Annotated in this window: 13 protein-coding genes; 7 read left to right on the forward strand and 6 right to left on the reverse strand. The window is 34.4% G+C overall.

From position 1 onward, the window contains the following. Nucleotides 1-53: 53 nt before the first annotated feature. The 6 genes from JHL15_RS15780 to JHL15_RS15805 all read left to right on the forward strand — a co-directional run bounded on the left by JHL15_RS15780 (nucleotide 54) and on the right by JHL15_RS15805 (nucleotide 5,384). The gene (locus JHL15_RS15780; RefSeq protein WP_200247255.1) at nucleotides 54-1,325 is read left to right on the forward strand and encodes a condensation domain-containing protein; all 1,272 of its coding nucleotides are present in this window, start codon (nucleotides 54-56) and stop codon (nucleotides 1,323-1,325) included. Then, entirely contained in the window at nucleotides 1,322-2,575 is a 1,254-nt protein-coding gene (locus JHL15_RS15785) for a condensation domain-containing protein (RefSeq protein WP_200247257.1), read from the forward strand. Before JHL15_RS15780 ends, JHL15_RS15785 begins: the two co-directional genes overlap by 4 nt. A gap of 7 nt (nucleotides 2,576-2,582) precedes the next feature. Next, complete coding sequence (locus JHL15_RS15790; RefSeq protein WP_200247258.1) at nucleotides 2,583-3,116, forward strand: hypothetical protein; 534 nt, start codon at nucleotides 2,583-2,585, stop codon at nucleotides 3,114-3,116. Between the two features lie 397 nt (nucleotides 3,117-3,513). Further along, complete coding sequence (locus JHL15_RS15795; RefSeq protein WP_200247259.1) at nucleotides 3,514-4,068, forward strand: hypothetical protein; 555 nt, start codon at nucleotides 3,514-3,516, stop codon at nucleotides 4,066-4,068. Between the two features lie 82 nt (nucleotides 4,069-4,150). Beyond that, a complete protein-coding gene (locus tag JHL15_RS15800; protein WP_200247260.1) occupies nucleotides 4,151-4,846 on the forward strand; it encodes an ABC transporter ATP-binding protein in 696 nt (231 codons plus the stop codon). Between the two features lie 100 nt (nucleotides 4,847-4,946). Further along, entirely contained in the window at nucleotides 4,947-5,384 is a 438-nt protein-coding gene (locus JHL15_RS15805; RefSeq protein ID WP_200247261.1) for a hypothetical protein, read from the forward strand. 35 nt (nucleotides 5,385-5,419) lie between these two features. Here JHL15_RS15805 and JHL15_RS15810 read toward each other — a convergent pair whose 3' ends face one another. From JHL15_RS15810 to lpdA, 3 genes are all read right to left on the reverse strand, one after another. Beyond that, on the reverse strand, nucleotides 5,420-6,220 hold the full coding sequence (locus JHL15_RS15810) for a patatin-like phospholipase family protein (RefSeq protein ID WP_200247263.1): 801 nt from the start codon (nucleotides 6,218-6,220) through the stop codon (nucleotides 5,420-5,422). Nucleotides 6,221-6,378: 158 nt separating this feature from the next. Beyond that, nucleotides 6,379-6,978, reverse strand: coding sequence for a hypothetical protein (locus tag JHL15_RS15815; protein ID WP_200247264.1), 600 nt, complete (start codon nucleotides 6,976-6,978; stop codon nucleotides 6,379-6,381). Between the two features lie 64 nt (nucleotides 6,979-7,042). Continuing rightward, complete coding sequence (lpdA, locus tag JHL15_RS15820; RefSeq protein WP_200247266.1) at nucleotides 7,043-8,431, reverse strand: dihydrolipoyl dehydrogenase; 1,389 nt, start codon at nucleotides 8,429-8,431, stop codon at nucleotides 7,043-7,045. Nucleotides 8,432-8,834: 403 nt separating this feature from the next. Between lpdA and JHL15_RS15825 the strand changes: the two genes are divergently transcribed. Beyond that, nucleotides 8,835-9,209 carry a hypothetical protein gene (locus JHL15_RS15825; RefSeq protein WP_200247268.1) on the forward strand — a complete coding sequence of 125 codons (375 nt, stop codon included), beginning with the start codon at nucleotides 8,835-8,837 and terminating at the stop codon, nucleotides 9,207-9,209. A gap of 196 nt (nucleotides 9,210-9,405) precedes the next feature. On the opposite strand, the gene JHL15_RS15830 is transcribed toward JHL15_RS15825, so the two are convergent. From JHL15_RS15830 to JHL15_RS15840, 3 genes are all read right to left on the reverse strand, one after another. After that, nucleotides 9,406-9,666, reverse strand: coding sequence for a hypothetical protein (locus JHL15_RS15830; protein ID WP_200247269.1), 261 nt, complete (start codon nucleotides 9,664-9,666; stop codon nucleotides 9,406-9,408). A gap of 149 nt (nucleotides 9,667-9,815) precedes the next feature. Beyond that, nucleotides 9,816-11,258 (reverse strand): alpha-L-fucosidase, encoded by a 1,443-nt coding sequence (locus tag JHL15_RS15835; RefSeq protein WP_200247271.1) that lies wholly within the window; start codon nucleotides 11,256-11,258, stop codon nucleotides 9,816-9,818. Nucleotides 11,259-11,799: 541 nt separating this feature from the next. Then, nucleotides 11,800-12,693 carry a TIGR01777 family oxidoreductase gene (locus JHL15_RS15840; RefSeq protein WP_200247273.1) on the reverse strand — a complete coding sequence of 298 codons (894 nt, stop codon included), beginning with the start codon at nucleotides 12,691-12,693 and terminating at the stop codon, nucleotides 11,800-11,802. Nucleotides 12,694-12,730 lie beyond the last annotated feature (37 nt).

Raw genomic sequence — 12,730 nt, forward strand, 5'->3', positions numbered from 1 at the left:
AAAATGAAGAATGTTATAAAAACAGAGAATAAACACTAATTTCTATATAACCTATGAAAAGAAAATTATTATTTGGTGAACGTATGATATTAGGAGACGGGACAGAGGCTTTTAATGGCGTTATTCCGTTCAGACTACGTGGTACATTTACATTAGAAAAGATCCAACGAGCTTTGGCTCAGCTTCAGCATAAACATCCCTGGTTAAGAGCTCATATCAACCATGATGAAGAAAATATTCCATGGTTTCAGGTTCCGGAAAAGACGGTATCTATTCCTATAAGAATAGTGATCCGAAAAGGAGAAGATGATTGGCAGGAAGAATCGATGAAAGAATGGTATATGCCTTTTGATCACAAAAAATTACCCCTCATAAGATTTGTATGGATTAAAGGAGAAGAATTATCAGATATGTTTTTCTCATTTCACCATTGCTTATGCGATGGTGGTTCTGCAATGACTCTTTTATATGAATTTTTGCAGGTATTGGATGATCCGGCCACTGATATTGGTATTGAAAAACCTATATTGGGACTTCAGGATATTGTTCCTCCAGCTATTCTTAACAGTCGCAGACAGCAACTGAAAGCAAAATTCATAGGACGGGTAGCATCTACCATCATCAAATATGCTCCAGTTGGCAAAAAAGCAGTTGAAAGAGAAAAGGATTATATGATCCATTGGAAATTTGACAAGGAAACCACTCAACAGGTGATTTCTTATTGTAAGGCCAATGAATTTACCGTTAATACTTTTTTATGTGCAATAGTGCTCAACGCATTTAAAAAGATAAGAGGAAAAGCTGCTTTAAATAAAATCTGTTGTCCTGTAGATATCCGACGTCTTACCACGCAAATCAAGCATGATCATATTTTTGCTTTCGGATTGATGGTTGAAGTATCGATCAATGAAAAAATGAATTTTCTGGACAACGTACGCCAGATGCAAAAGAATGTGAAACGTAAAACGGCCAAACTTGACCCTTACACTAAGATGATGGTAATAGAGTCCTGGCATTACGCCCTTAATAATTTCACAAAGATATTAAGGAATGGTAAATCAACGAATGATTGCATGCTTTCCAACCTGGGACTGATTAATGTTCCTCATGAGTATAAAGAGTTTAAATTAGATACTGTTTTCAGCCCCTCAGCGCTTGGACCTTTAGGCCAGACGACAGGATTTGTTGTTTCAACATTCCAGGGAGAAATGGATTTTACTTTTATAGGAAGCGAAGGATATTTAAAGCAATCGGAAGCAATGGCCATCCGCGAGGAAGTTGTTCAATCAATTAAACTAAAACTGGAATATTTAGCGGTATCATGATGAAGAGAAAATTAATGATGGTGGAAAGAATCATGTATGTTGATTCCAAGACACCTTTAAACTGTGTATTTACTGCAAAAATTAGTGGAGTTCTTCAGGAAGAGAACTTTAAACTCGCTTTAGAAAAAATTCAGCGAAAACACGCTTTGCTAAGATCCAGGATTGATACCAGTAGTGAACAATATCCCTTTTTTATAGAAGAGAAAGAAATGACCTCTATTCCTCTCCGTATTATTGAGCGACACACTGATGAAGACTGGCTGAAGGAATCTGAAAAAGAGTGGTTCCGTCTTTTTGATGATGATAAAAAACCGTTGGGACAAGTAGTGTGGGTAAAAGGTCAGGATGTTTCAGAAATTCTTTGGGTACTCCCTCATTGTATTTGTGATGGAACTTCACTGGTAACCCTGATGCGGGAGCTACTTTCTTTGCTGGATGACCCTTCTTTGGAATTAGACTCTTACCAGGCATTCACTTCGGTTAGTGATTTTCTTCCTTCGGATTTTAATACCAAAAAGAAGGTCCGCAAAGCAAGGTTTTATTTACTGATGGCCAAGCTATTTTTTCTGATGCAACGGAAAAGCAAGATAAGAAATCTTGGGAAAAACTATGTTATTCACTGGAAACTGAACCCGGAAACAACTACGCAAATTACGGATAAATGTAAAGCTCATGGTGTTTCTGTACATTCCCTGTTGTGTGCTTCATTTATGCAGGCATTTCAGGATGTACAAGGATCCAAGGCTAAGAGAAAAGTCATCAGTCCAGTAGATGTCCGTCATTTTATTCCGGAAATTAAGCAGGATCATGTATTTGCTTTTGCTCCTACTATTGAACTTTCTTTAAAAAAAGATATTCACGATCTGTTTGATCATGCAGGACAAATCAAGAAAGAGCTTGGAGAAAAAATAAATAAAATAGAAGCCCGGGAACTTTTATGGATGGGTGAACAGATGCACCCAATCGTTGATCGTATGATCAAAATGCTAAAGTCAAGTAATGGCGGACACGATATTACCCTCTCTAATATGGGTAAAATCAACATTCCGAGTAAGTACCAGAATTTTAGATTGGAAACGATTATAAGCCCAACAGTCGCCTTCCCTTGGCTTAATTCGAATACGCTTGTTACAACTACCTATAATCAACAAATGGACTTTACTTTGATGTCAAATGAGGATTTCCTTTCCCGACAAAAAGCCACTGAAATTAAAGATAAAGCCCTTGAACTATTGACATCGTCCATATAAAATTAAAATGAAGCCTGATCAACCCAAGAAAATAATAAAAAAAACCACGCTCAAACGCTTTTTATCAAAGCGTGCCCTTTACTATGTCCTTCCCAATATATTCCTGAATTTTATTATAGCGTACGCAAGTTTCAGGGAATTGGGATATACCCATTTTTTTGCCGGAACACAAAACCTCGCCAGACTTACTTTACCCATGGCTACATTTTTACCGGTAATTCTCACGATCGACATTATTAAAAGAGTTGCTGTTGCTGCTGAAGAAGGCAGTATTGAATTCGTGGTTGATGATCAGCTTAATTTAAAAAAATTAATGACCAGACTGAGTATTTTACATGGTCTCATTACCGGGCTGCTTGTGTTATCTATTCTATTTTTCGCACAATTTAGCCTTTCAAAAGATTATAAACTGAATGCAACCGCAATGGCTATCGTTGTCGGAGTTCTTGCGGGCTTGCTTTCTCTCTTATTTACCTACCTTCCCATCAGGAAGCTCAGAAAATATTTATATAAACCTACCTCAACAGTATCTTTTGATTGAAATGGCATCTAGTTTTGGATAGAAGACTGCTATTCACATTTTTTTCGATTAATTAAATTTAATATCCTAAATTTGTCTCTCTAACACAATCAAAAGACATGAAAAATTTATTTTACCCTTTCTTTCGGAGGTCTCTCTCCAGAACTCTTCATCCACATCAACATACTCTTTTCCAAAACCATACTAAGTTTGCACCTTTTTTGATATGAAGTAAAAGTGAGTGATTTAATATGGACTCCATAATAAAAGAGTTCAGTTTCATGAATAACAAAGCTTATATTTCAAAAATAAATATCAAAAAAAAGTGTTACTTTTGCTTTAGGTACGAAGTTTTTCAATACTATTTCATACCTGAATTGTAAGAACGCCATACTATAAAATGTTAAAAATCAATCCAATGAGGAAAATAATTTTACTATTTACTTGTCTGTTCGGTTTCTCGAGTTTTGCACAAATTAAAGTGTTAAAAAACGAAAGTTTAGTGGAAATTGGTAAAGATAACTCTGTTGGTTTATATAAAAAGGAGGATAAATTCACTGTAAATTATCAAGATCTTAATACCAGTAATCTTAATACCATCAGATCTTTCTCTTTTCAAAACTTAAATGGGGATGTTACTGATTTTTATAAACTGATTACGGACGGATTCATCTCTCTTCCTGAAAGCAATATTACTTTAGAACTTCCTAATGATATTATAGAACTTCATTACGAAAAAAATTACGGGCAACCTACCGTACAGTTTATCCAGTATATTAACAAAAACAGGAAGTATGTCGGGAAGTCTCAATTCTTAAACAGGAAACAGGTTGACAAGATCTTTGGAAAGACCAATGGAAAGTCTGCTCTATATGATAAATCTGCTGCTATGAATAATGCCCGGACAAACAAACCGGAGAATTCAACCTCAACATCCAATCCAGGAAATAAGTATAAAAAATCCAGAAAATAATTCATTATTTTACAATATAACAGAACTCATTCACAAGAATGAGTTTTTTATTTTTACTTTTGCAAAAAGATCATTACCTATTATGTCGCTTCAAATAATCAATCTAACCAAAAAATTTGGTGACCAAACTGCTCTTAACGATATCAACATCTCTATCAATAAAACTGAAATCATAGGTCTTCTTGGGCCGAACGGTGCAGGAAAATCAACGCTAATGAAATCTATCGTAGGTGCATTAAAGATTGATGAAGGACAGATAATTTTTAATGATAAAAACATTTCAGAACACGAAATAGAAAGCAAGAAAAACATAGGATTTCTTCCTGAGAACAATCCTCTCTATCTTGAAATGTATGTGAAAGAATATCTGCAATTCGTAGCCAATATTCATAAAATACCCGAGACGAGAGTCAATGACGTGATAGAGCTTGTAGGGATCACTCCTGAAAAGTCTAAAAAGATAGGACAGCTTTCAAAAGGGTACAAGCAAAGAGTGGGCTTAGCGCAGGCGATTCTTCATCAACCTGATTTACTAATTCTGGATGAACCTACCAATGGATTGGATCCCAATCAGATTATCGAAATAAGAAATGTGGTAAAGGAGATTGGTAAAGAAAAAACAGTCCTGCTATCAACACATATTATGCAGGAGGTAGAAGCATTATGCTCGCGTGTTATTCTTATTCACAAAGGAAATATTCTTCAGGACTGCCCTATCGATGAGTTTAAAGGAAAATTTGAAAGCTTAGAAGAAGCTTTTGCTAGCTATACCAACTGATAATCATCTTAGGAGAAGTATATCAATCAAACGCTGTCTGTATCTTAATGGCTTTATATTTGATAAGTTTCAAACAGATTAATTTTAAAACATAATCGCCATGATCAAAAAAATTCTAATAGGAACACTTTGTATCGCACAGTTTTCTCTTATCAGCGCCACCAGTTTTAATGAAAAGCCGACGGAAAGGATCAATACTTCAGAAAAGTTCCAGAAGGTGCCTAAGACAGTTATTATCAAAACTAAAAAATTCAAGATAAGAATTGATCTGCAACCGAATGGAAAGTATCTTTATCAGGCATGGGGTGCTAATTCAAAGATAACCTCAAAGCCTAATATGATCATTAGTGACGGAGAACTGACTCCTGATGGTTCTGGTGGTAATTATTACTATGATTTTACCAATAAAGGGTATCATTACCAGATCTGGAGAAATTACCTAACAGATTCAGCTAATAAAGCACCTTATACACTTGTGGTAAGCGATGAAACAGGTAAGACGATAGTAGAACAGGACGGACAGGTCGTTAAAAAATAAAATAAAACTCTCACTATTACAGTGAGAGTTTCTATTTATGAACCTAATTGTTTAATCTGTGTATAGAAATTGCTTTCTGCAAAGCTTTCTTTTGCTGCTTTATAACCTATATTGAAGATTTCCTCCAATCGGTCTTTTTTCCTTTCAAAAGTTCCATAATTCGATAGATCCTGAGAGGTGATAAACCAATCACAATAATCAAACTTCCCTTTCTCAATCCTATAGGAAAGAAGGTCATAAGAACGCGAAACAATGGCTTTAATTGATTTTAAATCTTTAATATCTATTTCATGTGGCGGAGATACAAAAACTCCAATTAGCTTGTCGCATTCATCTCTGATAATATCTGCCGGGAAATTATTCAAGACTCCTCCATCGCAGAACATTTCTTCACCAATAATGTAAGGTGTTGTAATCCCGGGAATAGAACATGAAGCAATAATAGCATCAGTCACTTTAAAGTTTTCGTCAAATATCTTTTGTGTTCCTGCGACCAGCTCTGTAGCAACAATTTTAACTTCTTTGCTTAAATCTTTCAATTTCATATCTTGAAAAATTGGCTTCAGATAGTTGGTAAAAATAACCGAAGAAACCAATCCAGGCTGATTGAATGTGAAATGTTTCCAGTTAAAAAAATAAACAGAATTGAAAAACTCCAGAATTTCTTCCGGTGTTTTACCTACTGCATACAAACATCCTACAATGGAGCCTGCACTGCAACATGACAATACATCAATATCTATATTATTTTCAATCAAGAACTTTAAAGCTCCTGCATGTGCAATCCCTTTGGTACCTCCTCCTGATAGAACGAGGCCTATTTTTTCCAAATTCATAGAATAAAATTCATAGAATAAAATTAATAAAACAAGATGAAAAAAACTTATTATTTTTCCGAAATACGTAAATTTTAAAATTATTTTAATAAATACCCTATTGGGCGATCGTAATGGAATTTAAAACCCTAACGTCATGATTTGTATTGAGGAAGCGATCAGAACGAAGCCTTATCAATTTTAGCATCATACAATCGGAAGATGTCAACATACTCTTCTTCTGTTTTAGCCTTCTTAAACTTCTCCTCAAGATCGGGATAGTCTTTGAGCAACCTCTTCATTCTGCCTTTAAAATCATTAAAAAAACCTGAATAAAGTAATTTTTTATCTTTATCAGTAATATATCCTTTGATATCGAGCTGGGCTCTCAGAAGTGGATTATGATATCCTTTGTACCAATTGATATTTTTCCCTTCATAAATAACCTCAATCAAACCTTCTTCTTGTGGTAACCTTTCTGATGAAGCAAAATATTCGTGCCCGATATTATTTTCATCCGTAATCTTTATGTACTTAAGATCACCGGGTTCTACCCATGTTTCATTTCCTTGACCATCCTTCATTTTCATTTTAAATAAAATAGTAGCAAAATAATATTTCTTATTAGTGAATTTACCTACATTTCTGACTTCGGCTTTAATCGTATCACTAGAGCTTTTTAAAATGTATTCAACAGGAAAAAAACCTTTATTCTCCTTTTCCTGAGAAAATATTATAATGGAGAATAGAGAAAATAATAAAATGAATTTTGTCCTCATAATAAGTGTTTAAAAAAGCCCAGAGAGTATCTGGGCTTTATATTGTTTGATATTTAATATTGTATTAAATGTGGATTACCTCACCGTAAGCTGCTGCTGCTGCTTCCATGATTGCTTCAGAAACAGTTGGGTGCGGGTGAATAGACTTAATGATCTCATGACCTGTAGTTTCTAGTTTTCTAGCTACAACAGCCTCAGCAACCATATCCGTTACTCCTTCACCGATCATATGACATCCTAACCACTCTCCATATTTAGCATCAAAAATAACTTTGATGAAACCATCTGTATTTCCGTTTGCTGTAGCTTTACCACTTGCAGAAAGAGGGAATTTACCAACTTTGATCTCGTATCCTTTTTCTTTAGCCTGCTTTTCTGTAAGACCTACAGAAGCAACTTCAGGGTGACAATACGTACATCCAGGGATATTGCCATAGTCGATTTTCTCTACATGTAATCCTTTGATCTTTTCAACACAAGTGATTCCTTCTGCAGAAGCAACGTGAGCTAAAGCCTGAGTTGGGATAAGATCTCCGATTGCATAATATCCAGGAACTGAAGTTTCGTACCATTCGTTTACTAAAACTCTTCCTTTATCTGTTTGGATTCCTACTTCTTCTAAACCGATGTTTTCGATATTAGCAGCGATACCAACTGCTGAAAGTAAGATATCAGCTTCTAAAGTAATGTTTCCGTTTGCCGTTTTCACGTTTGCTTTCACACCTTCTCCACTCGTATCTACGCTCTCTACAGAAGCATTTGTCATAATTTCGATTCCAGATTTTTTCAAAGATTTTTCTAAGTGCTTAGAAATTTCCTCATCTTCTACAGGAACGATGTTTGGCATGAACTCAACAACAGTTACTTTTGTTCCCATTGTATTATAGAAATCAGCAAACTCTACTCCGATCGCTCCAGAACCTACTACGATCATAGATTTTGGTTGCTCAGGAAGAGATAATGCTTGTCTGTATCCGATTACTTTTTTACCATCCTGAGGTAAGTTTGGTAATTCTCTTGAACGTGCACCTGTTGCAATAATAATATTGCTTCCAGCGTATTCAGTTATTTTACCATCTTTATCTGTAACGGAAACTTTTTTATCTTTTAAAATCTTTGCTGTTCCTAGTATAACATCGATCTTATTTTTTTTCATCAGGAACTCAATTCCTTTGCTCATTTTGTTTGCAACACCACGGCTTCTCTGAATTACATTGGGAAACTCAAAACTTGGTTCCACTTTATTCAAACCGTAATCTTCTGCATGATTAATATAATGAAAAACCTGAGCAGACTTCAATAAAGCTTTAGTCGGTATACATCCCCAATTAAGACAAATTCCGCCTAAGTTTTCTTTTTCGATAATTGCAGTTTTGAAACCCAACTGTGCAGCTCTGATTGCTGTAACATATCCACCAGGACCACTTCCGATGACAATAATATCGTAATTCATTAGCTTAAAATTTTTATGCGAATTTAAGGAAAAAATATGGGATGCTTCATGTTTCTTCAAATTCATCTTACAATGCATCATTAAGACAATTTCATTTAATTTTAAATAAAAAAAAGGACACTAAAAGCATCATTTTTTTATTAAATTTTAATTTAAATTAAAAACTCTTTAAAATAAAATCTGCATAATCAATCAATTTCAATTTTAATAATCTTAAAAAATTCATATTATTTCAATTTTTTAGGTAATTAAATCTGATTTTACGGTCTGATGATAATGCTTGAAATCGTTCTTTTTTACTAAAATGAATACGTATCTTTATATATGATTTTTATGCAGATTTGTAATTGAGGAAGAATTAAACCATAAAAACAATTCTTCTATAAACATCGAACAAATATCTATGAAAAAAAGCACCCTTACCAAAGATAATATTTGGATAAAAGAACCGGAAGATCACGATTTTCCTGCAGCCCAGGATTACCTTGAACTTCTTTTCGAGCCTGATGAGGCAAAAGGTATAGTTGAAAAACTAAAAAAGGCACCTACCATTACAAAAAAATCTAAAGATATTTTAAGAGCCAGTAAACTTGCTCTCCTTCCTGAAACCAATATCCATGTAAGGGAAAATCTGAAAAAGGTACAAAAGAATAAAAAGCTCTCCCCGATATTACTTGTAAGAGGAGAACATGAATTGATCATTGCCGATGGCTATCATCGTTTATGCTGTAGCTATTATCTTACTGAAGATTTGGAGGTTCCTTGCAGATTAGTATAAAAATAGAAGGCCCATATTGATTTTATTAATGCAAACGACTCCAACAACGATAACGAGATAGATGCTTTGGAAGAAGCAATTATTATATAACTTAAAAGAGCAGGAATTTCCTGCTCTTTTTGTATTTATTTTTAATCTGGAATTTCTCCAATTGATTATTGTAAAATATTTCAACTCTACTAAGAAATCTAAAGCTCTACATTTCTTTGAGTAATTTTTTCTGACTTCTGTACTTTGCATTTAGAGCCCTTAGCTGGTCTTGTTTCATCTTTTTGGTCGCCAATGGATGATTCAAAATAAGTTTTTTTTCCTGGTTATATCTCTTGTCCAGCTCACGGGATTTAATGGCAATCAATTCACTTTTCGAAGGGTGCGGCGGAGGTGATGGATGCTTTTGCGCTACAACATTCATTGATAATCCAACCATTAAGATTGCTGATATAAAAAACTTGTTCATGATATGTACTTTTATGAATAACTTCAATCAAATGTTTATCATCAATTAAATTCATTCAGGTTTATCATAAATCTTGCACATATCATACCAACATATGAATAAGGAATGTAATGAACTTCACTACTCTTTTTTTTAATGATCACTTTTCATTATTGCTTTATCTGAATAACTGTTGAATATTTTAGCTGTCGACGTTCATCAGGAATTTGAACCTGAATCCGGTTTCCTTTCTGTTTCCATTGAACCTTTGAGGACAATCCTAAGATTTTCACTGATCTTGGTTTAAAATCCTCAGGTATTGAAAAACTGAGATCAGAAGGAGACTGATAATTTGACTGTTCATCAATATGAAAAACATTAATAGTTTTTCCATCTTTGCTTTTAGTGTAATAAAGATCTCCTTCGTGAAAAGGAGCAACAGTTCTTGTTGCAAAAACAGCGGATTGATTTTTCTCCATCCATCCGGATATTTCTTTTAGCCTTTCATACACTACAGCATCATAATCTCCGTTGGGCCCGGGAGCAATATTCATGAGATAGTTCCCCCCTCTGGAAATAATTTTAATTAAGGTTTCTATAATTTTCTGGGAAGATTTATAGTTGTCATTGGGTACATATGAAAAAGAATCTCCCATTGTTATACAGCTCTCCCATGGAATTGAAAGAGGCTGTTCAGGAACTGCCTGCTCAGGGGTAACATAATTTTCCCATTTTCCGGGAACTGTTCTATCTACAATGATGATTCCCGGTTGATTGTTACGCGCCATGGCACCGATCTTATCCATATCAATATCCTGTTCCACTTTAATTGTTCTTTGCCATTCTACACCCGGATCAATAGTGTTAAAAGGCCGAACCCAACCTCCATCTAACCAGAGAATATCTATTTTACCATAATTTGAAGTGATTTCATTAAGCTGATTCAATGTAAATTTCTTAAAATTCGCCCACCTCTCCGGATATTTTTTGGGATCATAATTTACATTTCTGTCTTTTGGAGGAAAATAAGACCACCAGTAATCATTGGAATGCCAGTCAGGCTTTGAAAAATAAGCCCCTATTTTAAAACCATCTTTGCGAAAAGTATTAAAAATCTCTTTTGTAACATCCGCTTTTGGACTTTTGGAAAATGGAGTTTTTGAAGAGGTTATTTTATAATCTGTCTGCTGTGTGTCAAACATACTAAAGCCATCGTGATGTTTTGTAGTAAAAACAACGTATTTCATTCCAGCTCGTTTGGTCGCATCTGCCCACTTCTGAGGATTGAATTGGCTTGGATTAAAAGTAGTTTGAAGGTTTTCATAATTCTTTACATATTCATTGTATGTTTCGCCATGTTCTGGTTTGCGTTGGGTCCATGATTCATCTTCAGGACATAAACTCCAGCTTTCAACAATTCCCCATTGACTATAAGTTCCCCAATGCATGAAAAGTCCAAATTTCAAATCCTGCCATTCCTCCAGATTTTGTACAACCAAAGGATCAGTAGGCTTTTCGTATCCTTTTGAAACATTGTGTGCCTGTGAAAAAAAGGCATTAGAAAGAAAAAGTGATGAAAGAATAAGAGCTTTAGTTTTTTGATGGATGGACATAAAGAAATACTTTTCGCTAATGTAATCATCATTCTATGAACTCACAAAAAATAGTTTTTGATTGAACTTGTGATTATTTAACCACAGATTAATCAGATTTGCGCTGATGATTGTGTTCTTTTTTCACTTGCAGATTTTGCTAATAGAGCAGATTTTTTAATTTTTATCTTTGATAAAAATCTTAGCGCCTTATAAACGCAATACTTATAAAAATGTAGCGTCTTTGCGTTTAACTATCAGTCATTTGTTTTTTAACGCAAAGATTGATGATGATACAATATAAATCAAGATAGCAAAGAGGAGCTTCGCTTATTAAGCTTGTGGATAAAAATCAAAGATTTTTGAAAAGCTTAAGTGTACTTTTATTCAGCATTATACATTAAACTTAAAAACAGCTTACGTGTTTAAAATTTCTGACATTAATACTACAATTTGAGATTGCTTTACTTCGACAGGCTCAGCACAAGCACCACTGGTTCGCAATGACAGAATTTTTAAAAACTTTTATGACTTTTGACTACTTCGAACCTTCGGTTTGTGGTTAGATCAAATCTTGTAATGCAGTATCCATATCTGGATAAGTAAACTGGAAGTTGTTTTTCATCAATATTTCAGGATATACATTTCTGCTCTTTAATAGTAATTCTGTTTCTGTTTTTAGAAATATAGAAGCCAGCTCTAATTGCCAAACTGGAGCATTCATTCCAAATGGCATTCTTAAACGAGCTCTTAATTTTTTCATTAGTTCTATATTCGTCAAAGGATTGGGTGCTGTTATGTTAATTGGACCTGAAATATTTTCATTTTCAATGATCCATTCTACCGCACGACAAAAATCATCAATATGAATCCAACTTACATTTTGATTTCCATTTCCCTGTTTCCCGCCCAAACCTAATTTTGTTACCTGATAAAGTTTTGGAAAAGCACCACCATTTTTACCCAGAACAATTGATGTTCGTAAAGCAACTTTTCTTACACCATTGTTTTCTACTGTAAAGAACTCTTTTTCCCAACTTTTACAAATATTCATAGAAAAATCATCTCCGATAATTCCATTTTCTTCAGTATTCAAATGCTTTTCGGAATGCACATAAATGGTTGCTGAACTTGCATTGAGCCAAACTTTAGGTTTATGTATGCATTGGTCAAGAGCTTCCTGAAGTACTTTTGTGCTTTCAATTCTTGAAGAATAAATTTCCTGCTTATTTCTGTCAGAATAGCGACAATCTACAGATTTGCCTGCAAGATTAATGAGAACATCTGCATTTTCGAGAACATTGCTCCATTCACCAAGATTTTTTGCATCCCAATAAATATCACTTTCTCGCTTTGCATTTCGGGTTAGAATATAAACCTGATTTCCTTTTTCTTCGAAATACTTTTTCAAGTTTTTTCCGAGAAAGCCAGTTCCAGCTGCTATTATTATTTTCATTGGTTTAGGGTTTAGGGAAGTTTCCGTTTTTTTGGAA

This window comes from Chryseobacterium paridis (assembly GCF_016595215.1).
Taxonomy (GTDB): domain Bacteria; phylum Bacteroidota; class Bacteroidia; order Flavobacteriales; family Weeksellaceae; genus Chryseobacterium; species Chryseobacterium paridis.